The 21738-nt window shown below is 44.2% G+C and carries 16 protein-coding genes; 9 read left to right on the forward strand and 7 right to left on the reverse strand.

The genetic code is table 11. The features are described 5' to 3' along the window. Window positions 1-394: 394 nt before the first annotated feature. Window positions 395-1201: a serine O-acetyltransferase gene (gene cysE, locus OPS28_RS04495; RefSeq protein WP_265608245.1), complete on the reverse strand. Its 807-nt coding sequence runs from the start codon at window positions 1199-1201 to the stop codon at window positions 395-397. A 475-nt stretch (window positions 1202-1676) separates the two neighbouring features. Here cysE and uvrD point away from each other — a divergent pair, with 475 nt between their 5' ends. Next, complete coding sequence (gene uvrD / locus OPS28_RS04500; protein ID WP_265608246.1) at window positions 1677-3845, forward strand: DNA helicase II; 2169 nt, start codon at window positions 1677-1679, stop codon at window positions 3843-3845. A 106-nt stretch (window positions 3846-3951) separates the two neighbouring features. After that, on the forward strand, window positions 3952-5196 hold the full coding sequence (locus tag OPS28_RS04505; RefSeq protein ID WP_265608247.1) for a diguanylate cyclase: 1245 nt from the start codon (window positions 3952-3954) through the stop codon (window positions 5194-5196). Window positions 5197-5206: 10 nt separating this feature from the next. On the opposite strand, the gene OPS28_RS04510 is transcribed toward OPS28_RS04505, so the two are convergent. The 4 genes from OPS28_RS04510 to OPS28_RS04525 form a co-directional block, all read right to left on the reverse strand. Then, window positions 5207-5896: an alpha/beta fold hydrolase gene (locus OPS28_RS04510; protein ID WP_265608248.1), complete on the reverse strand. Its 690-nt coding sequence runs from the start codon at window positions 5894-5896 to the stop codon at window positions 5207-5209. Window positions 5897-6010: 114 nt separating this feature from the next. Next, the gene (gene rarD / locus OPS28_RS04515; protein WP_265608249.1) at window positions 6011-6946 is read right to left on the reverse strand and encodes an EamA family transporter RarD; all 936 of its coding nucleotides are present in this window, start codon (window positions 6944-6946) and stop codon (window positions 6011-6013) included. A gap of 133 nt (window positions 6947-7079) precedes the next feature. Continuing rightward, window positions 7080-8417 carry a magnesium transporter gene (locus tag OPS28_RS04520; protein WP_265608250.1) on the reverse strand — a complete coding sequence of 446 codons (1338 nt, stop codon included), beginning with the start codon at window positions 8415-8417 and terminating at the stop codon, window positions 7080-7082. A gap of 23 nt (window positions 8418-8440) precedes the next feature. Beyond that, window positions 8441-8908 (reverse strand): thioesterase family protein, encoded by a 468-nt coding sequence (locus OPS28_RS04525; RefSeq protein ID WP_265608251.1) that lies wholly within the window; start codon window positions 8906-8908, stop codon window positions 8441-8443. A 153-nt stretch (window positions 8909-9061) separates the two neighbouring features. Between OPS28_RS04525 and recQ the strand changes: the two genes are divergently transcribed. Beyond that, window positions 9062-10897: a DNA helicase RecQ gene (recQ, locus tag OPS28_RS04530; RefSeq protein WP_265608385.1), complete on the forward strand. Its 1836-nt coding sequence runs from the start codon at window positions 9062-9064 to the stop codon at window positions 10895-10897. Between the two features lie 40 nt (window positions 10898-10937). On the opposite strand, the gene OPS28_RS04535 is transcribed toward recQ, so the two are convergent. Further along, window positions 10938-12908, reverse strand: coding sequence for an alpha/beta hydrolase family protein (locus OPS28_RS04535; protein WP_265608252.1), 1971 nt, complete (start codon window positions 12906-12908; stop codon window positions 10938-10940). 182 nt (window positions 12909-13090) lie between these two features. Continuing rightward, window positions 13091-13753 carry a glutathione S-transferase gene (locus tag OPS28_RS04540; RefSeq protein WP_265608253.1) on the reverse strand — a complete coding sequence of 221 codons (663 nt, stop codon included), beginning with the start codon at window positions 13751-13753 and terminating at the stop codon, window positions 13091-13093. Window positions 13754-14045: 292 nt separating this feature from the next. Here OPS28_RS04540 and OPS28_RS04545 point away from each other — a divergent pair, with 292 nt between their 5' ends. From OPS28_RS04545 to OPS28_RS04570, 6 genes are all read left to right on the forward strand, one after another. Beyond that, window positions 14046-14492: a protein adenylyltransferase SelO family protein gene (locus OPS28_RS04545; protein WP_442863967.1), complete on the forward strand. Its 447-nt coding sequence runs from the start codon at window positions 14046-14048 to the stop codon at window positions 14490-14492. Then, window positions 14480-14788 (forward strand): DUF3630 family protein, encoded by a 309-nt coding sequence (locus OPS28_RS04550; protein ID WP_265608254.1) that lies wholly within the window; start codon window positions 14480-14482, stop codon window positions 14786-14788. The genes OPS28_RS04545 and OPS28_RS04550 overlap by 13 nt, the downstream gene beginning before the upstream one ends. A gap of 79 nt (window positions 14789-14867) precedes the next feature. Then, window positions 14868-15953 (forward strand): GGDEF domain-containing protein, encoded by a 1086-nt coding sequence (locus OPS28_RS04555; RefSeq protein ID WP_265608255.1) that lies wholly within the window; start codon window positions 14868-14870, stop codon window positions 15951-15953. Window positions 15954-16276: 323 nt separating this feature from the next. Continuing rightward, the gene (locus OPS28_RS04560) at window positions 16277-19078 is read left to right on the forward strand and encodes an EAL domain-containing protein (RefSeq protein WP_265608256.1); all 2802 of its coding nucleotides are present in this window, start codon (window positions 16277-16279) and stop codon (window positions 19076-19078) included. A gap of 85 nt (window positions 19079-19163) precedes the next feature. Continuing rightward, complete coding sequence (ribA, locus tag OPS28_RS04565; protein WP_265608257.1) at window positions 19164-19781, forward strand: GTP cyclohydrolase II; 618 nt, start codon at window positions 19164-19166, stop codon at window positions 19779-19781. 517 nt (window positions 19782-20298) lie between these two features. Beyond that, complete coding sequence (locus OPS28_RS04570; RefSeq protein WP_265608258.1) at window positions 20299-21609, forward strand: DUF3300 domain-containing protein; 1311 nt, start codon at window positions 20299-20301, stop codon at window positions 21607-21609. The last annotated feature ends 129 nt before the right edge of the window (window positions 21610-21738 follow it).

Below are 21738 nucleotides of genomic sequence, written 5' to 3' on the forward strand. Positions count from 1 at the left end.
TTCACAAAGTATAGGCATACAGAATTTCGTTGAGATATTTTGTGTTGCCGCTAATTTTTGTGCAAAATGTTTATCCCGCAATGCCTACATCAGGTACTTGCCAGGGCAGATAGGAAAGGGTTTACCTGACATCACTACGGTATGCAAAAACCTGAAGGCTAAAGCGATGTCAATGTAAGACCGCCCAATGACCTAAAAGCGCTTTATTATTGCAACGCTTAACGACCAATTTGAGAACAGCTCATCCATTGAGCACTAAAGCCATTGAAGGACGAGGGGTTTAGCTTCCATTTAATGAGGTGCTGGGTGACTTCTTGTCTGAAGAACAACAAGCTATGCTTTCATATAATAAATAGTGAGGGCTATGCTTGATGTTCGCTTAAACCGATGAGGATTAGTTAGTATAGTTGTCTTCCAACACATTTTGGTTCATAGACTCGCAAGGACGCTGACAGCAAGGCCGGCCGACTACTTTAGCGGGTACGCCTACCACCGTAACATGGGCAGGTACATCGGACAAAACGACACTGCCCGCCCCCACTTTAGAGCCTTCTCCAATTTCAATATTGCCAAGAATCTTTGCTCCCGCACCAATTAGCACCCCTTGTCGGATTTTTGGATGACGATCACCAGATTCATTTCCCGTCCCGCCCAATGTTACATTTTGTAAAATTGAAACGTTATTCTCTATTACTGCAGTTTCGCCCACCACAATACCTGTGGCGTGATCAAACATAACTCCGTGCCCTACCGTTGCCGCGGGGTGGATATCCACGCCAAAAGTTTGCGAATTTCGGCTCTGTAAAAACAGCGCTAGTTGATGCCTTCCTTGTTGCCACAAATGATGTGCTAGGCGATGTACCTGGACCGCCTGGAACCCTTTAAAGTAAAGTAGCGGGGTAAGAAAATCAGAGGTGGCCGCATCGCGTTTGTATACAGCGGTAACATCAGCAATCGCTGCTTCTGTTATCGATGGCTTCAGCAAATAGGCCTCGTCAAAGACTTCACGAATAGCCAGTGCTGGCATTACATCATCTGCCACTTTGTTTGACAGAATAAAGCTTAAGGAGGTTTCAAAATTATGATGGGTTAGAATACAGGCGTGGATATAGCTGGCTAACAGTGGTTCATTTTCTGCCACGCGCGTTGCTTCGCTTTTCAGCTCACGCCAAAAATCAATGGTGTTTGTGGGTGCCTGCATCGTCATATTCCCTCAAAATTTGATCAGAACAAAAATGTTTAGCGCATGATACCTAAGCTTATCGCTCCACCCTACGTTATGTTAATGGTATTTAGCTTTAATAAAGAACAGAATAATCTATTCGGATTCTATACAATTTGCCACTGTATAAATGACCAGCCTGCTGGCATAATACCCACTCACACTGATGCGTACTTGCACAAGGTGAGAATTGTTCGACTATTGACATACCGATTTTTGAAAATGTTGTGGCGCAAAATTTGACCCACACAATGGATTTAAAAGGCTAATGAATCCCGCCCGAACGGAAGTAAGGGGGAGGCGTCTATTGTGTGTTACATTGGCGTAAGAGGGATTAGCATTTTCTATTTATCATCCATGAACCGTAATTAGCAGCGTTGCTGTACCGCTGAACTTAGCAGGCATGAGCGCGGATTGGTATAATCACTTCAAATAAGTTAAGACAGGTAAAATTATGGATGTATCACGGCTACTAGATGATTTAAACGACAAACAACGCGAAGCGGTAGCCGCTCCACTTTCCAATATGCTCGTGCTCGCTGGTGCCGGCAGCGGTAAAACCCGCGTACTGGTGCATCGCATGGCGTGGTTGATGGAAGTAGAGAACATTGCCCCTTATTCCATTCTGGCAGTAACTTTTACCAACAAAGCGGCGCGGGAAATGCGAGGGCGGGTTGAAAAAATAATGCATCGAAGTATGCATACTATGTGGATCGGTACTTTTCATGGATTGGCCCATCGCTTACTCCGCAGTCATTATGCTGAAGCTAAATTACCTGAAAACTTTCAAATTATTGATTCTGACGATCAGTATCGTCTTATTCGCCGTGTATTAAAGGCGATGAATCTGGATGAAAAACATTGGGCTCCGCGGCAAATCCAATGGTATATCAATGGTAATAAAGATGAAGGGTTGCGGCCACACCATATTGAGACCCATCAGGATCATACCCAGAAAAAAATGCAGGAGATTTACGCTGCCTATCAAGACGCTTGTGACCGCGCTGGATTGGTAGATTTTGCTGAACTGTTACTTCGAGCTCACGAGTTATGGGCACAGAATCCCGCGGTTTTAGCTCACTATCAACAACGCTTTCAAGCTGTTTTAGTAGATGAGTTCCAAGACACTAACAATATACAGTACGCGTGGTTGCGCATGCTCTGTGGCGACAATAATACCATTATGATAGTAGGCGACGATGATCAGTCCATATATGGCTGGCGCGGCGCTAACATTGATAATATTCAACACTTTTTAAAAGACTTCAACTCGCCCTCCACCATCCGGCTTGAACAAAACTATCGATCAACAGCCACTATTTTGAAAGCTGCTAATGCGGTTATTGCAAATAACCAGGGGCGGTTGGGCAAAGAGTTGTGGACACAAGGCAGCGAGGGCGAACCTGTGTCAGTATACGCGGGTTTCAATGAACTAGACGAAGCGCGATTCATTGTTTCACAGATAAAAGGCTGGCTCGACAAAGGTAATCCGTTACAAGAATGTGCAATCTTGTACCGCAATAACGCCCAGTCTCGTGTACTTGAAGAAGCATTATTGCATGAAAATTTAGCTTACCGTATTTACGGAGGTCTGCGTTTCTTCGAGCGTCAGGAGATAAAAGACGCATTGGGCTATCTTCGTTTGATAAGTCACCCCCACGATGACGCTGCTTTTGAACGCGTGGTGAATACACCAAGCCGCGGAATGGGAGAAAAAACTCTAGGCCAAATCCGAGAGGCGGCGCGGGCGCAAAACTGCTCTATGTGGCAAGCCAGTCATTTGTTAGTAAATGAAGGCGGTATGAAAGGCCGTGCTGCAAATGCATTGCAAACTTTTATCGGACTCATCACCGATCTTGAGCAGGAGCTTAGCCAGCTTCCACTTGAGGAGCAGGCTGATAAAGCCATCCAACGTTCAGGTCTGTACGCTATGTATCAGGCTGAAAAAGGCGAAAAAGCGCAGGCACGTCTAGAAAACCTGGAGGAACTGGTTACCGCCTGTAAACAGTTTATAGTACCTGAAGAAGCCGAAGAAATGACGCCGCTGGCTGCATTTTTAGCCCATGCTTCACTGGAGGCTGGTGAAGCGCAAGCCGACAGCGATCAAGATGCGGTACAAATGATGACCATCCACACAGCAAAAGGGTTGGAATTCCCCCTTGTGTTTCTTGCCGGCGTCGAAGAAGGTATGTTTCCTAGTCAAATGACGAATGATGAGCCGGGCCGCATGGAAGAGGAACGACGCTTAGCGTACGTTGGCATGACTCGCGCTATGCAGAAGCTCTTCATGACGTATGCAGAAAGCCGTCGCTTATATGGACAGGATAAATTTCATACTGTTTCTCGATTCATCCGCGAGATCCCTTCTGAGTTCGTCGAGGAAGTTCGATTACGCTCTACTATTTCACGGCCTGTTCATAACCGATTTAGCCGCGCCACATCTCACGAAGCATTTGAAAATAGCGGCTTTTCACTGGGCCAACGAGTGAAACACCGTAAGTTCGGTGAGGGAATTGTGCTTAATTACGAAGGCTCAGGTGAACATGCGCGAGTACAGGTTAATTTTGCTGAATTTGGTAGCAAATGGCTAGTGCTTGCATACGCTAAGCTTGAACAGGCATAATTGATTAAAAATTAGTCGACATAGATAGGCCACCTCAGACACGTCAAGACGGGTGTCATTCGTATTGCGAAGAGCAGTTGACCATATCATTCAGGATACATGGTTCATGCAAAAAAAAGTGCTGGTAGTTGAACAAAGTGCACATAGCTTGTCTTTGATGTCCAAATTGGTCAAAAAAGCAGGTTTGCAGCCAGTAGGTGCCAATTCGCTTTCTGAAGCGGAATACAAGTTCAGACAATCGATGCCTGAAGAATTCTTATGTGCTGTAGTCGACTATCACTTGCCTGACGCTAAACACGGGGAGGCGCTGGATTTCGCGATCAATGCATACCTTCCTACTATTGCTGTAACCGATAACAATGATACAAACACGCGTAATGCGGTTCTTGCCCGCCAGGTAGTTGATTACATTCCTAAAGAGAATGGACAGATCTATGATTATCTAAGTCGGTTGTTAGCTAGGCTGGAAAAAAATAAAGTCGTGGGCGTGTTAGTAGTTGATAGCTTCAGACACAGCCGACAGGCTACCGTTTCCTTGCTCAAGCGTCATCACTTTCTGATTTACGAAGCCGCCGGTGCAGAAGAAGCGGTGGAAGCTCTCGATTTACATTCACATATTCAGCTGATAATAATTGGCGACAGCATTGAAGATGCTCCCTCTACAGATTTCATCTCCAATTTACGCAAAGAATACTCAACAGAAGAGCTCGCCATTATTGGCGTTTCTGACAGTGAAAGCGGCTTACTATCTGCCCATTACATTAAAAGTGGGGCGAATGATGTATTGCGAAAGCCCTACTGTTATGAAGAGTTCATGTGCCGCATAACACAAAATTTGGAATTGATTGATAACGTCAATGTTATTAGGGAAGCCGCCAATAAAGACTTCCTTACTGGCTTACCCAATCGGCGACATTTTTTCTATTCGGTTAACCACAGCTTCAAAAACCTTCCAGCAAAACAGGCACTGGCGTTATTGGATCTGGATTTTTTTAAACTGATTAACGATACATATGGGCATGACGCCGGTGATTACGTGCTTAAACATGTTGCTAAACTCATCGCGCAGGCCTTTGATGATGTGTTTGTGGCACGTTTTGGAGGAGAAGAATTTTGCATCTACTTACCGCTTTACTCTGCAGAAAAAGCGTACACGCGCCTTGAGATGTTTCGCAAGCTCGTAGAAGGCTCTGTAATTGTGTTTGATAACACAGAAATTACTGTTACTACCAGTATTGGTTTAAGTACCCGCCCATCGCATAATATTGAAGCGTTGCTGTCTGATGCCGATAAGTTGCTTTACGAAGCTAAGGCCCACGGCCGCAATCAGATATGTGTTCGGGATGAATAACCCCCCCGTATCAGTTTATTAAATCGACCTGATGCCGAGCTGTGTCAGTTTGCAGTCCAAAATGTCCCAGTGAATAAGTGTATGTGGCGTCTTCATACCAAATACGGCTACTATGCACACCGTATACGTAGCAGGTGCCCGTCGAACAAACTACCTGATCGGTATAGCTTTTCAATGAATAGACCTTTGCCCCCAGCGGTGCGCCGTACAGACCATCTAGGAAGGGACTGCTCACAGATAGTCCATAATACCCACAGGTACTATTCCACACATTGTATGGATATACGCCGCAGCTGAGCAAACCGCGCATTGCTCCGGCGATTCCCACAAAGGTATCGACAACTGCCGAAGCTGCCAGTTTATCTATTTGCTGTGCAGCCAGCGTTACTCCCATAGAGTGGCCAATCACATCAATTTTACCCGTGCAGGAATTATTAATAGCAGAGACAATGGCATTTCTTACTGGCGTTTCTTCAGACCCACTATGATTGTTGCAGGGGGCGCAGCTTTTCGCCCCCCAATCAGGCGTGTAAATAGTAGATTCTGCATGACCGCGGGATTTTAGTTCGCTAATCGTATTCGACCAGCTCGATGGCGTAGCAGTGTTACCATGTACTAAGACAACATTGTCTTTGCATTGAGCGTATACCTGACCCGCAAATAATGACAGCAAACCCAATGTATTAATCAACGTTTTCATAAACCAGCCTGTTGCTAACTTAATGTTAACAATAGGTAGTCGCTGGACTAAAGTTTATACATAGTACTTTGGTGCGTAGTTATAATAGGGAACTAAGAGTAGTATCGTTATCTATTAAGAATCTGCGCCTTTAAGACGCAGCTTTTTTTGTCGATGGTAAAATCGCAGCGAATCCATACTGAATAAAAGCAACCCCGTCCAAACGAAGGCAAAGGTAATCAATCTGGCTTCCTCAAGCGGCTCACCGTATAAGAACACAGCGAGTACGAACATCATGGTGGGTCCGATGTACTGGAAGAAGCCCAGGGTTGAGTACATAATCCGCCGAGCAGCAGCGGTAAAACATAGCAAAGGTGCGGTCGTTACGATGCCCGCTGCAAATAAGAGGCTGTTATACTCTATGGAATTCGCCGTCATATCACTTTGCGGTGAAGCAAACCACATCCAAAATATTAGTGCAAAAGGCAGCATCATCATGGTTTCAATGAATAAACCCGGTAACGAATCGACCGCCACCTGCTTACGCAATAAACCATAAATACCAAAGGTACCGGCCAACACAAGTGCAATCCAGGGTAGCTGACCATAAGAGAGCACTAAAACTGAGACACCCAGTATCGCCAGTACCACTGCAACTTGCTGCAAAGGCCTGAGCTTTTCACCTAAAAACAACCTTCCAAGGAGCATGTTGATAAGCGGATTAATGTAGTAACCGAGGCTAGCATCCAAAATATGATTGCTATTTATTGCCCAGATAAACAGAAGCCAATTAGCGCCTAGCAATACGCCAGCAATGAGTAGAATTGACATGACTTTGCGGGAGCGTAGGGCTTTAACCACTTTACCTTTTTGGTTTAGCCCCACAATTAACCCTGCCAGAATCACCGCAGACCACACAATTCGATGCATCAAAATCTCAGCTGCTGGCATAGCTTGAAGTAATTTGAAATACATAGGCGCAAGGCCCCACATACTATAAGCGGCAATGGCAAAGATTACGCCTGCACGAGTACGTTTTTCCGTGTCAGATGAGCTAATTGGTTGCGTCAATGAAAATTCCAGAAGTCTAAAGAAGTAATAGCATGAAAGCACGCTCTTGAAAGAATGTGCATTGTCTGAAAAAACCAGGCAGGGCACAAGCGATAAGAAGACGAAATGACCATACTTATCGCTATATCAAATATTACAGCAAAATAAGGGAGCCTAAACCTAAGAAAGCGACAAAGCCCACAATGTCAGTGACAGTGGTCAGAATAACTGAGCCTGATAGCGCCGGATCAATTTTCAATTTATCCAGAACAACCGGCACAAATACACCAGCAATTGCCGCTGCCACTATGTTGAACAAAATAGCGAAACAAATGACAAAACCAAGCGCTACGTTGGTAAACCAAAAATATGCGACTATACCAATGATAATTGCCCAGATAATTCCATTTACACCACCCACTTTCAGCTCTTTGACCATGAGCGCTTTGATGTTTGCATTAGAGACCTGCCCTAATGCCAGCCCTCGCACTATCAGCGTAAGGGTTTGACTTCCCGCAATCCCGCCCATACTCGCCACCACAGGCATCAATACCGCAAGCGCTACGACTTCTTGCAACGTGGCTTCAAACAAACCGATAAACCAGGACGCCAAAAATGCGGTAAGTAAGTTAATCCCTAACCACAGCGCTCGGTTGCGAGCACTTTTCGCGACGGGGGCAAATAAATCTTCGTCCTCATCCATACCCGCTGATGCCATTACCTGACGTTCGTAAAACTCGTTCACTAATTCACTGGCAGCGGTAATGTCCAACCTTCCCAATAATTGATTGTTTTCATCTATTACTGGGAGCGAAGCAAAGCCAGAGCGCTGTAACTGCAAAGAAGCAGTAGTGCTATCATCTTTCCCTTTTAGCGCAGGAATTGATTCTTCGGTCAATTCAACCAACGATACATGTTCGGGAGAACCGAAAATACGTGTAAGCCGGACTGCCGCCGAAAACTGACCTGAGCGGTTTATAAGAAAGATGGTGTCGCAGTGAGAAGGCACATTACGCCGAATTAGGCGAAGACCGTCACGGACCTTCGCGTTTAACGGCAACACTAACATGCCGTAGTTTATCCAGTGACCAATCTCATTATCTTTAAATTGAGATGCCGCTTTAAAGTGTTTTTGTTGTTGTTCATCAAGAGCAGTGAACGCGAGTTCTATCAGTTTGTTTGGAAGTGAGTCGAGCAATTCCAGCAAGTCTTCTGCTTCGATGTCAGCAAATATGGCAGTCCACTCACCGTCCGGCGTGGCATCAATCAGAATTTCCCGCGGATCACTTCGCATCTCTACCAGAATATTGAGTTTACGATCCCGTGGAATGCCCTCCCATACCGTTACACGGGGCCCCACAGGTAATGATTCTAAAAGCGTAGCAATGTAAATGTCATCTTGCCCTGCCAGCGTGGTCAAGATAGCTGCGGGATCATCCACCTGCGGATTCGAGACAAACTCTTCAACTAATTCTGGTAATGGTTCAGCCATTCATCTTCCCCAACGGTTGTGAGCTAAGCTAACATGTAAGTGCCAGTGCCAAACGCAATATGATCGCCGCGTTCATTATGTAATTCCATTCGACACACGGCTACTCTGCTACCTTGACGAATAATTTGTGCGGTGGCGATAAAAAGTTTACCCCGGCCAGGGCGTAAATAATCCACCCGCATATCTACCGTGCCCATGTTGGGTAAACGGTCAACCAATGCAGGTAAATGCCTCTCCTGAGTCTGTTTTACTGCGTTTAAAATAGCCGTCAGTCCGCCTATCGTATCGAGTAATGAGGCGGTTACGCCGCCATGCAAAATTTTTTGAAGTGGATTGCCAGTCAACTTGTCATCCCATGGAACTTCGAGGCGGATACTATCATCTTCGACCACAAATCGTACCCCAAGAAGTTGATTAAATGGCATATTTTCTTGAAATAAATTCACTACTCTGGCAATAACTTTTTCCTGTGTAAATTCCGCTTTTCCCACGCTGACTCCACTATTCTGTTTATTAATGAGTGTAGCGCATTGTAAGCTATTACTTATGTTAAAGCTGGATACATACTGTCCGCATGCCCTGTTTTTCAAAATAGCGTCGTTTTGCTGATGAAGCGACAGGTAAAAACGCGTAAACTACGTGTTATGAACGATACCTGCATTACCTCAGAACCTTCAATCTCCAGTCACACTCCGGCCATCACTGTTCTTGAACAGGTTTTCGGCTATGCAAGCTTTCGCCCCGGACAGCAGGAGGTCATCGATAATGTGGTTGAGGGACAAGATGTATTAGTGTTGCTCCCAACGGGAGGGGGTAAATCACTGTGTTATCAAGTGCCGGCACTAGTGCGAGAAGGAACGGCTATCGTCGTATCCCCCTTGATTTCCTTAATGCAGGATCAGGTTCAGCAACTTAAGGAATCTGGGGTAAAAGCAGCATTCTTAAATTCAAGTTTATCAGCAGAAAATCAACAAGCCACAATTGAATTATTGAGATCTGGCAAGCTTGATTTATTGTATGTGTCGCCAGAAAGATTGCTGCAGTTTTCTTTTTTGCAGTTAATTAAACAATTACCGCTTGCTTTGTTCGCCATAGATGAAGCCCACTGTGTTTCACATTGGGGACACGATTTTAGACAAGACTACCGGGGGCTAGGCACCCTCAAACAGCAGTTCCCAACCACCCCGATTATCGCCTTAACCGCCACTGCGGATACGGCAACCCAACAGGATATCGTTTCGCAGTTAGCACTCACTTCTCCTTTTATCTTTAAAGGAAGCTTCGATCGGCCCAATATTCGCTATCGTGTAATGTCAAAGTATAAAGCGTTTGAGCAAGTATCAAAATATGTAAAGAGCGCAGAGGGCAGTGGAATAATCTATTGCAATAGCCGCGCGAAAGTAGACGACCTGTATGCCAGGCTCTATCGCCAGGGTTTTAAGTGCGCAGCCTATCACGCCGGAATGGCCGCTGACGAACGGGAGTTGGTGCTTCAGCAGTTTTTACGTGAAAAAATAGACATTGTGGTAGCAACCGTCGCGTTTGGGATGGGCATAAACAAATCGAACGTGCGCTTTGTTGTTCATCATGACGTTCCGCGCAGTATTGAAAGTTACTATCAAGAAACTGGACGGGCCGGACGAGACGGATTGCCTGCCGATGCCATGTTATTGTTCAATGAAAATGATGCTGCCAGGGTTCGACAATGGATTGAACAAGGCGAAAGTCCAACACAAACCCCGATTGAAGTTCAGAAATTTGCTGCCATGGAATCGTTCGCAGAGGCGCAAACGTGTCGGCGGCAGATCTTATTAAATTACTTTTCTCAGTACAGTGACAAACCTTGTGGTAACTGTGATATCTGTTTAGACCCACCCAAATTAATTGACGGCATCGTTATGGCACAGAAGGTGTTATCGTGCATTTTGCGACTTGAACAGCAAGCCTCTAACCAATACGTCATCGATATACTCAGAGGCAAGGCACACAAACGCATCCAGGAAGCGGGTCACGATCAGCTCAGTACTTATGGAATTGGCAAAGATAATTCCGATAGCTATTGGCATAGCATTATTAACCAGCTTATTCACAAAGGGCTGATCAGAGTGGATATCACAGCGCATGCCGCTTTACGACTAACCGAGGCTGCCCGACCCGTGTTAAAAGGCGAAAGTGAGCTTAAACTTGCCGTGCCGCGGCTAGAATTTAAACCTGAGAAAGAAAAGAAAACGCTGTCTGTGGACTATGACAAAGCTTTATTCAAACGTTTCAAACACCTTCGTAAAACGCTTGCAGACGAACATGAAGTACCACCATTTGTGATCTTCAGTGACGCCACGCTGGTAGATATGGCTGCAAAATTGCCCACTAGTGCAGCAGAGCTTTTAGCCGTTAGCGGGGTGGGGCAAACTAAGCTAGAACGCTATGGGGCTGCTTTTTTACAGCTCATAAATGATTATGTAAATAGAGAATTCAGTTAAGCTGAAACCGGTGTCATCATTTCAGCTTAACCAATTTGATTTAGTGCAGGTTACGCTTTAAAAAATCTACTATTCCCTGATACATCTCCACTCTGCTTTTCTCATCGTAAACACCGTGTCCACTGTTTTTATACCTTAAATAAACAGGAGGATTCCCGGCTTCGATAAGTTTTTTCTCCAGCGCTTTCGCATTTTCTTCTGACACCCGTATATCTTTAGCTCCGTGAATGAGCATTACTTTGGCTTTTATACTGTCAGCATGATGAACAGGGGAATAAGCATTGAGTTGCTCGGTATTATTACCAAGCGCTTTTTGAAGGTAAGCTTCGCCTCCCCAATTTCCAGGAATATCACTGTGGGTAAACATATAGTTCAGGTCATACACACCCACATAACCAATGGCACATTTAATTAAGTCAGGCGCCTTAACCGCTAACATTATTGCGGCGTAGCCACCATAACTTGCCCCATATGAACAAATTTTACTTTCGTCGATATTGTGAGTAGTCACAGACCATCTGATTGACTCAATAATATCTTCAATCATTTTGCCACCCCACTGCCGAAAGCCCATTTCTTCGAAACGGTTACCGTGCCCCCCACTTCCTCTAAAATTGGTTTGTAAAACAGCAAAACCTCTGCTGGCAAGTAGTTGCGTTTCGGTGTCAAAATCCCACTTTTCGAATGGGCCATGAGGACCGCCATGGGGTAAAACAACCAAAGGCAGTTTTACCTTGTGATCATAATCCTTTGGTAAGGTGATAAATCCGTTAATAGATACATTATCTGACGTGTCTAGGGTAAACGGAATTTTATTGGCCATTTTTTCCGGATCAATCCACGAGCGATTTGCCCAGATAAAATTGGCGCCCATAGTATCCCTGTCGAATAAATAAAATTCTCCAGGGTTAATATCGCTACTTACTTTTATGAGAAGTGTTTTGCCATCTTTAGAACGACTAGTAATATTAACTGTTTGATTTGAAAATGCGCTGACTAGCATTTTATGCAGGTTAGCAGTATTGCTTTGGTCCTCAGAATAAAGAAATCTAGCCTTACCTGGATAGGTTAATGCGACAGCGGGCATCCCAGTTTCAAAATCTGTGGTCCAATCAATGATATCTGCAGCGTGTTCTTCAAAAATGGGCGAATAGCTACCCGTTTTAATATCTAATTCATATAATGAAAGGATCTCTTTATTTCCCCTTCTTCCTTCAAGGTATATTTTTTCCCCATTCTCACTGATACCTTTTGGTAAAAAGTGTCCACCTAAGTTAAATACTTTTTTAAGTTCGAGCCAGTTACTATCTCGATTTTCTCGGTATGCCGAATGGTAATCTCCGTTTTCATCGCTCCATGTCATAAAGTTTACGCTTCCCGTACTGGTTGCAAGTGCTTTGGCTCCAGGATAAGGAAGCGTTTCGACTTTCCTTTTTCGGCCGTTATAAACATTCAATTTACTAATAACGGATTTCTTATGTCGATTATCCCACCAAGCGTCATTCACCAACGACCATGGATGTTCCAGTATTAAGATGTAATCATCGTCTCCTTCCAGAAGACTGATAACTTCGTGGGTAGCGGGGCTGCTTTTTCTGGTTTTTATATGACTCCCGGTTTGCTGCTCGCCCGCACGCAAGCCGTATATTAATTCTTTTTTCGTATTATCGATATTGGCGGCAAATAGCTCACCCGTTGGAATGGGTTGATCGAAGGAATGAAGTTTCTCAGCGAACTCGAAAATAATGCGATTATTATTAACCCAGGTAACACTGTGGATGACATTGTTCTCACCCGATTGAAAACTGCCTACCATTTGTTTAGTGTCAACGGAGAAAATAACCAAATAGACCTGGTCTTTTTCTTTTAGCCTACCGGCAATATGTTTGCCATCGGGTGAAATTTTTAAATCCAGGTAGTCTCCATGCTTCACGAATTTTTCTAATGGGATTTCTTGCGCGAAAGACAATAATGTAAAAAGACCTGAAATCAAAAGTAGTAACCACTTCATAAAACTTTCCTTAGTTAGAAATGTTAGATAATTCAGCGCAAGCAAGCGCTAATGTTTTTTGCATAATACGTACGTAAATTTGGCAGGAGTATACTGAAATATTTGGTATCCCCTGCCGAAATTAGAAAAGAAGCGCTATGCTTTTCTTCCAATAAAATCCACTAAAATCATTCCGTCAAGCTTCACGCGTAAGCGTACTTACCGCCTTTGCTAAGCGCCCTTTGATACGCAGGGCGTTCATGAACGCGCTGGACATATCGGGTGATAGCAGGATAAGCTTTTGCTCTACCTGTCGCTACCAGTGACTCGAGCGGGAAGCTCATTTGAACATCTGCTCCGGTGGGCTCATTTCCTGCAAACCACTCATGTGACGCCAACCACGACTCAACGTATTTAAGACTCTGCTCCAAATTAGGGCCGTAGTAAGCTCGGATAATACCTTCAACCATCTTATTTACCACCGGCTTAAATAAAAAGGGCGATTTTTCACGGGCTTTAAACAACACCTTCATTGCGACGAGTGGCGGCATGAGCGAACCCTCAGCAAAATGCATCCAAAACAAATAAGACTGATAGGCTCGCTCATCTGCAGGGGTCTGAAAAGTGTCATTAGCGAACTGGGTAATTACGTATTCTATAATCGCACCTGATTCAGCGATGGCACCGTGTTCGGTGGTCAGTACTGGCGCTCGGCCTAACTGATGGATCGCCTTTAACTCTTTAGGTGCAAGACCGGTTTTAGCATCACGTTGGTATATTGCTAAGTTGTAGTCGACGTTTAACTCTTCCAGTAGCCAAAGAATACGTTGGGAACGAGAATCGTTTAAGTAATGCAGCGTAAGCATAGATCCCTCTTAAAAATGCTTAAGACATCCGTACTCGATTTAGATGTCTTGTTGAAATAGCCCTTCTCATTGCCCAAAAGCACTTACGAAAGCTTGATGTATAATAATGACACATGTATCTGACGATGAAAGCAAGTTAAACGTTGTAGGACAAGAAAGATAATTTCCAAACGTAAAAGTTACTGCGTAATTCATACGACTAATTCTTAGCTCTCTGGGAAGAGCCGCATTTTTATAAATGGTATGATACGCAGGTTTACACCCTTATTTACGTTGACGCTAAAGGACAGTAATGCCATCAAGTGACTATGCTAATGAACTTCCCGAATCAGGTACTCATGTATCTACCTCGCCATGGGACACTATGTCATTCGCAGCGGTTAACCAGCCGTTGACTGAATCTCTCAACCATACAAAAGGTTGGTGGCAAAATAACGAGTTAACCAGTCTATTAGCTGAACCGGCATCATCTAGCAAACAACCGGCGTTTGCACAAAAATATGGTTGTCACCCGTTTAGTCGGTGGAATCCTCAGCTTGGCGATGGGCATGGATTATTGCTGGGAGAAACTCGAAACAGCGAAGAGCTGCCCGTTGATCTTTACTTAAAAGGCGCCAACCCCACTTCATACTCCAGAAGTGCCGATGGTCGCGCTGTATTTCGCTTCACTATGCGAGAATATTTGGGTAGCAAAGCGCCACAAAACTCACAACCAGTAAGTTTATCGTGCAGCAATTAAAGTTAACTACACTCTTATTCGGCAAAAACCTTAACGTGATAGGCGATAAGGCGATTATTACATTGCCTATACCGCAAACGGTACAAGAAACGAACTTATTTATTAAACAGTTCACGCAATGTACGCACTCACAACTAATCAATGCAGAATGGGGAGCTGATCGATATCAGGCTGTATTCGAAAAGGACAATCGACGTTACTGTTTGCATATTGAGTGGCTGTGCGACGCTATGTGGATTGAATCCCACCATTCAGATTTTGCAATAAAAGCAGTAATCAATTTGTTAATTCGGTAGCATTTCCATTATTTTTGAAAGTAGAATCAGATAAACTATATTTGATCGTAGCAACGCATGTGGCATTTAGGGTGTAGTATTGAAAAATTTGGCTTTAGCGTACATTCATACTGGTGACCACCCAGACAATGATCTAGAAAAGAGTCGACTTATCGCAGTCATTAACTTATTTGCTGCTGTAGGCTTCTTAATTACCTTAGCTCTGGCTACAAGAGCACTTTTAGCTAATGATTTGCCGTTAGCAATTTCTCTTTTCATTACAAGTACCATTTTTTTCGGCTCACACCTTTTAATGCGCTGGTATCGTTCAGAGGCGACGTATAAAGTAACCTCGACTATATTAGTTTCGTGCTTGATGGTGTTGACAGCCTATTTAATTTATTCGGGGGGGGCAAATAACACTGGCCCACTATGGAGTTATCTGGTCCCTCCTGTTGCATTGTTTATGGGCGGCCTAAGACGCGGACTGATAATCCTTGCTATTTATTTTTGCGCGATAAGTTTTTTGATGTTTTTTGATCAGGGTGAACATTTAGCTACTGTTTACACTTATGAATTTAAGACGCGACTCCTCTATTCCTTTTTAACCGTTACCTTTTTATCGGGTTATTACGAGTACACCCGCCAACAGTCATTTAAAACCATTACCGATTTAAGCCTGAAGTTTGAAAAACAAGCCAGATGCGATCCGCTCACAGGGGTACCCAATCGGCGTGGAATGTGGGAACACCTCCATTACGAATACGATCGCGCGCAGCGCTATGATCTTCCATTGACCGTGCTAATTTGTGATATCGATCACTATAAAAAAGTAAATGATACATTAGGCCACGATGGTGGTGATTTCATATTACAAGAAGTGGCAAAATTGATGTCTTCCTCGCTCAGGAAACAAGATATCCTTGCGCGTTGGGGAGGAGAGGAGTTTCTGTTTTTACTTCCTGAAACCAATACGCGAGAAGCGTTTATCGTAGCCGAAAAAATTCGTTCACAGATTGCTAACGCCGAGTTTGATTACAAGGGGCACAAGACCGGTATCACAGTAAGTTTCGGATTGGCCGATGTGAGCGATAAAAGCCAAATTGATCAAGCGATTAATGAGGCTGATAAACGTCTATATCAGGCAAAAAATGCTGGCAGAAACAAAACATTTCCGATGCATTGACGAGGCGGGTCGAAATAAAGTGAATATTGTGAGCAACTATAGCAGGCAGTTAAGGTGCCGATGCAGCGTTATACCCCTTAGTAACTGAATTTGAACAAAAAAGATTCTAAAAAAACAAAAAGGTGCAAAACCCTATACCCTTAACTTAGCTAACTTATTCGCCAGATAGGCAGATGTTGGTTAAGATAACAGTGGGATTGTCTGTACGGATAGATTGAGTGTTGCAAATTTTATGGAACCGGTTCGGAAGACCAGTTGCACTACCCCTTTACTTTCGAACCTGGCTCATTTCGCTATTTCTGGGGCTTCATTGCAGTTTTGCCATGGCCGGAACGTTATTGATTGATCCGGAGTTCGAAAAAGCTAACTTAAAGCAACACGGCTTAAGTACGTTGGCCGATAAAAATGTCTCGTTAGCCCAAATAATTAACTCAACCACGGGCAAGGTTAACCCGCATTTCCTACATTCCTTTGACGATAGCTCGCGTATGTGGATCGTCAGTCATGTGCAGAATATTTCACACACCTCGCTAAAAATGGCGCTAACAGTTGAAAGACTTGGCCTCGATGAAGTGACTATTTGGATTGTTGATGAACGCCAGCGTATTCTGCACTCCTACACTTCCACTGCCGGAGAGCCGGTTTCATGGTTTGAACAAATGCTCCCGGCCATTACCTATGAATTTAGATTACCCAAAAATCAGACTGTTACTATATTACTAAGTGTGCAAGATAGCGGCTTGACGAGTTTACCCGTCTTCCTATGGCAGCAAAACGCACTCAAGGCTCACAGTAAAATTCACCTGTTATTTTTGGGGGTGCTAGCTGGAAAGCTTGCCATCTTATTTATTTATTTTTTCCTTTCGTATTTGTATCAACGCACCCCTGCTCGCTTTTGGCTGGCATTGACGAATTTGCTCTTCCTTACTTTAGTCGTCGCTATGCAAGGCTTGTTAGATACTATTTTCCCGGTATCCAAATACGCGGAACCCATTCTCGCTGTATTGCTGGCTTTTATTCTGTTTACGCTTGCTAAAGTCACCCACAACTTATTTGTTCGCTTGCCAACGGGATTCCATTTCTTAAATTACGTGGGGCCACTTTACCTTTTAATTGCGGTAATGACTCAAGATACCTGGTATTTGTCCATTACACTTTTACTTACAGCACCTATCGCCGGTTTGCTTCAGGTATTTTCGGCATTACTTTTTCGGGATCGGCGTAATAGGTCATTGTCCCGTATATACTTAATCAGCTGGTTGTTTTTAACCGCCCTGTTTGCCTTGCAAATAGATATTTTAGCCAGCAGTTACAGTTTGACTTCCTATCACACCGCGTTAAGTGTGTTAATGCTCTCTCTAGCCTGCCTTAGCTTGGGCGTGTGTGTAGAATTAAAAGAGCGCAGTTTCACCCAACAGCAAATGAGCGCTAAAGAACAAACCATTAGCAGCCTCAATTACTTTTATAATCTGTTCCGCAATTCAGCTGAAGGTTTATATACTTCCACCGTAGATGGCGCCCTCAAAAGCGTTAATCCTGCGATGTGCTCAGTGTTCGGCTATGAAGATGAAAAAAGCATGCTCAAGGCGATCCAAAACACTAACCAGTTTTATGCAAACCCCGAAGATCGTGAACTACTAGTTGGGGAGTTGTTAGAAAAAGGTTCTGTAATGGGTAAAGAAATTAAAGGACGCAAAGCAGACGGCAATGAGTTCTGGTTTTGTATTTCCTGCCAATTGCAAAGCGAGGAGGGCGAACGCTTTTTATATGGATCAATATTCGATATAACAGAAAGAAAACAATCTGACATCAGCCTGGAATATCTCGCCAGCCACGATAGCTTAACTGGCGTTTTTAACCGTCGTGAGTTTGAATTGCGATTACATAGTGCTGCGAACCTCGCGCAACAAGCTAAAACCAGTGTGGTCTTGCTGTATCTGGATTTAGATCGGTTCAAAGCGGTAAACGATACTTGTGGACACAAAGCGGGGGACACCTTGATAAAAGAGATTGCCCGTCTGGTTCAAAGTACGCTGGCTGGCAAAGGAATTGTTGCGCGGTTGGGGGGCGATGAATTTGCCGTATTGTTTGAAGGCCACAGCGAAGACGCGGCTTACTTACAGGCGGTCAAAATTCTAAATGCCATTCAGTCTTACCGTTATATCTGGGAAAACCGGGTGTTCACCCTGGGTGTAAGTATTGGTTTATTAAACTGTACCGAACATGCAGCCAACCCAGAACAGTTGTTGAGTATGGCGGATGCTGCCTGCTACATTGCCAAGGAACAAGGACGAAACCAAATTCATCGCTACAGCAATGATGATGAGAGTCTCAAACGCTATGAAGAGGAACTTACATGGGTTGCTGATATAAATGAGGCCCTCGATAAAAACAGTTTCGAACTTTATTACCAACATTACCGCGTGTTAAATGCTCAACAACAAGGCGATTATTTTGAAATCCTGTTACGTATGGTTTCAGAAAGTGGCGAATTGATACCGCCGTCAGCATTTTTCCCTTCAGCTGAACGCTATGACCTGAGTACTAAAATAGACCGTTGGGTGGTAGAAAACACCTTCAAATGGCTAGCTGATAATTCAGCCGTATTGGAAAAATTAGAGCGCTGCTGCATAAACTTGAGCGGGCCGTCCTTAGCGGATAAGGATATTAAACTCCTCATTTTAAATGCCTTCGAACGGTCGGGCGTTCCCTACGAGAAAATCTGCTTTGAGATTACCGAAACGGTGGCTATTGTAAAAATGGAAGATACTTTACAATTCATGAAGACATTCAATCAACTTGGCTGTCAGTTTGCCCTCGATGATTTTGGGAGCGGCTTTTCCTCTTATACCTATTTGAAGCACTTACCCGTTAACTGTGTCAAAATCGATGGCAGTTTTATAAAAGAAATGCTGAACGATCCAGTTGATCACGCCATGGTTTCTTCAATTAAAGATGTCGCCAAAGCTATGGGAATGGAAACCGTAGGAGAATGTGTTGAAGACGAAGCGACAATGGTAGCGCTCGGTAAAATGGGTGTGAATTATGCGCAAGGATTTGGTATTGCAAAGCCTCGGAGCCTCAAAGAGTTTGTCTCGTTAGACAACGATGCGAAGAAGGCCTAACACTGGTATAATTCGCGTGATAGTTATTGGGTTTCGACAAACTGCCCTAACATTATGATTTCTTCAACTGCTATAAAGATGTGACATGACTAGCCAGCAACCTAAGTATGAATATGTAAGCTCAGCAAAACTACCTACCCGCTTAGGTAACTTTCGTATTCACGGATTTGTGGAAGCCAGCGGTCAGGAGCACGTGGCGTTATCATACGGCGTATGGAAAGAAGACGATGTTGTCCCTATCCGAATTCACTCAGAATGCTTAACTGGGGATGCGCTATTTAGCACGCGCTGTGACTGTGGCTTTCAGCTCGAGAAGGCCATGGCGAATATGGTAGACAAAGGCTTCGGGGTGTTGCTGTATTTGCGTCAGGAAGGTCGGGGAATTGGTCTGCTAAATAAAATTCGCGCCTACAACCTACAAGATGCGGGCATGGATACAGTAGAAGCAAATGAGCATTTAGGCTTCGACGCGGATTTGCGTAGCTACGATATTTGTAAGCTTATGCTTGAAGAGCTAAATGTAAATAAAGTAGAGCTGATGACCAATAACCCTCGCAAGGTCGCTGCATTGGAAAAATTAGGTATTGAGATAGTCGCCCGCAAACCGATTGATCATGGCATCACCAAAGACAATAAGCACTACATTAAAACCAAAACGGAAAAACTAGGCCATGCGTTTGATCCGCACTTGTTTAAGGATTGATAGTAACGTCTTTTTGAATTTAGTTTCTTACCTAAACCGAACGGTATAGCGGAAAGCAAAGGGCTACTGCATAGGCACCACAGAAATAAAGAAGATCATAGTGCATGTTTTAGCTTATAATTTCATCGATTGAGCTAACTATATTTGTCCCTGTCATTAGTACAATGCCACCCAGTATAGTAAGACTTAATATAATTTTTGACAGCTGTTTCAATACTATTTTTCCTCTCGAAGAAGCCTAAAAAAAAGTTATGGATCCCACCATACATAACTTTAAATTCCTTACCGTGTAGCTATGCCAGCTTGCTCCCTTAATAAATAATTTTATTGTTCATCTTTGAACGCCCCAAACTTTAGTATTGTTTATCATCATTAACGGCTGTATATCAGTTCGGTTTGCAAACTTTTCATCATTGCATTGAAATTGATTCAGCTTCGGTTAATCCTCAACCCACTATAACTCCTGTTAACACGTATAAATCCACATAGAGATTATAAAAGTGGATCAGGAGTGATTATGAAAAAAACACTATTTATTGTGCTAACTGCCCTGTTGCTGTCGGGCTATGTTATCAGCCCCCCGGTGGGCGCTACGCCACCGCCTGAGCCCCAGATGGCACAGCGAGAAGTTAGCGACGCGGAGCTAGACAGCATTTTGGCACCTATAGCGCTTTATCCAGATACCGTACTGACGCATATATTGATCGCGTCGACTTATCCATTGGAAGTGTTAAATGCGTATCGGTGGCGCAAAGATAATGCGCATCTGTCCGCTGAAGAGGTGACCGAAGAAGTCGAAGTATTTGACTGGGACCCCAGTGTCCGCGCACTCGCGCCGTTAACCCAAGTGCTGGAAACCATGAGTGATGATTTAGACTGGTTACAAGATTTAGGCGACAACGTGCTGATTGACCAAAGTCGTGTTTTAGCTAGGGTTCAGGTATTGCGCCAGCACGCCTTAAATACAGGGCACCTTAAAAATTCTGACTACCTCACCTATGAAAAAGAGGAGGAAGTGATTGTTATAGAGCCGCGCCGACGTGAAGTTGTTTATATTCCCTACTACGACACCCGTGTCGTTTACGGCAACTGGTGGCATCCTATTGCGCCGGTTTACTGGCATCATCCAGTACATGCGGTATCGCATGCGAGTTTTTATTGGAGCCCAAGTTTCCGCTTATCGACGCATTTTTATTTTGGCGGCATTCATTGGCATGACCGCCATGTAGTGTTCTCTCATGCGCCAGTGCGTTATTACCATCGCCCACGTAATACGCGTCACGTATACAGTAAGGGGTTTCAACGGTGGAACCATAACGCGGACCATCGCCGTTCCCGTTATTCCCCCAGAGTAATTAACCGGGTACATTCCTTACAGGAAGGAAATCAGATTCAAAGCAAACCTAATTATCAGCAGCGTAACATCCAGCATCGAGCGCTAAATGACGAATTAAAGCAGGTACGCAATCTACCCCGCAACAAAGTAATTGATAAACGGGATCTTCGTTCAGCGCACCCTCGCGATGTACAACGAGAAAAGCGTGATGTTGCCCCCGTCCGTCGCAGTGAACTAGCCAAGCCAGAAAGGCCAGTGCTGGATAAAAAAGAGTATATGCAACGAGAGCGTCATGTTTCTCGCCGGCCAAAAGTAGAGCGAAGAGAGCTTCACCGACAACACGCTGACCCTAGGCATGTGGAAATAAAACGAGACACTGTCTCGACTGTCTCGCGGGATAGAACGTCAGTGAAAGACTTAACTCAACGCAACGAGTTGCCCCGCCGAGAGCAACGCGAGGCCCACCGTAGCAGAGATCGAGAAAGAAATTGATATAACGATTTACCACCGCGTTATCGACCCCGCAAGGAGGCGGGGGACGATAACATTCAACCAAAACAATAACGCAATCTACACCATCAATTTCCCGTGATTGTTACAGTGAAAGCGGTAGCCTCCGTA

The organism is Alteromonas sp. ASW11-130 (assembly GCF_026183735.1).
GTDB lineage: Bacteria > Pseudomonadota > Gammaproteobacteria > Enterobacterales > Alteromonadaceae > Alteromonas.

Excerpts from the sequence above, each read along its gene's own strand:
- uvrD (WP_265608246.1), top strand. The coding sequence starts at position 1,677 with ATGGATGTATCACGGCTACTAGATGATTTAAACGACAAACAACGCGAA.
- OPS28_RS04535 (WP_265608252.1), bottom strand. The coding sequence starts at position 12,908 with ATGAAGTGGTTACTACTTTTGATTTCAGGTCTTTTTACATTATTGTCT.
- OPS28_RS04560 (WP_265608256.1), top strand. The coding sequence starts at position 16,277 with ATGGCCGGAACGTTATTGATTGATCCGGAGTTCGAAAAAGCTAACTTA.
- OPS28_RS04505 (WP_265608247.1), top strand. The coding sequence starts at position 3,952 with ATGCAAAAAAAAGTGCTGGTAGTTGAACAAAGTGCACATAGCTTGTCT.
- OPS28_RS04540 (WP_265608253.1), bottom strand. The coding sequence starts at position 13,753 with ATGCTTACGCTGCATTACTTAAACGATTCTCGTTCCCAACGTATTCTT.
- recQ (WP_265608385.1), top strand. The coding sequence starts at position 9,062 with ATGAACGATACCTGCATTACCTCAGAACCTTCAATCTCCAGTCACACT.
- OPS28_RS04570 (WP_265608258.1), top strand. The coding sequence starts at position 20,299 with ATGAAAAAAACACTATTTATTGTGCTAACTGCCCTGTTGCTGTCGGGC.
- OPS28_RS04510 (WP_265608248.1), bottom strand. The coding sequence starts at position 5,896 with ATGAAAACGTTGATTAATACATTGGGTTTGCTGTCATTATTTGCGGGT.
- OPS28_RS04545 (WP_442863967.1), top strand. The coding sequence starts at position 14,046 with ATGCCATCAAGTGACTATGCTAATGAACTTCCCGAATCAGGTACTCAT.
- ribA (WP_265608257.1), top strand. The coding sequence starts at position 19,164 with ATGACTAGCCAGCAACCTAAGTATGAATATGTAAGCTCAGCAAAACTA.
- cysE (WP_265608245.1), bottom strand. The coding sequence starts at position 1,201 with ATGCAGGCACCCACAAACACCATTGATTTTTGGCGTGAGCTGAAAAGC.
- OPS28_RS04520 (WP_265608250.1), bottom strand. The coding sequence starts at position 8,417 with ATGGCTGAACCATTACCAGAATTAGTTGAAGAGTTTGTCTCGAATCCG.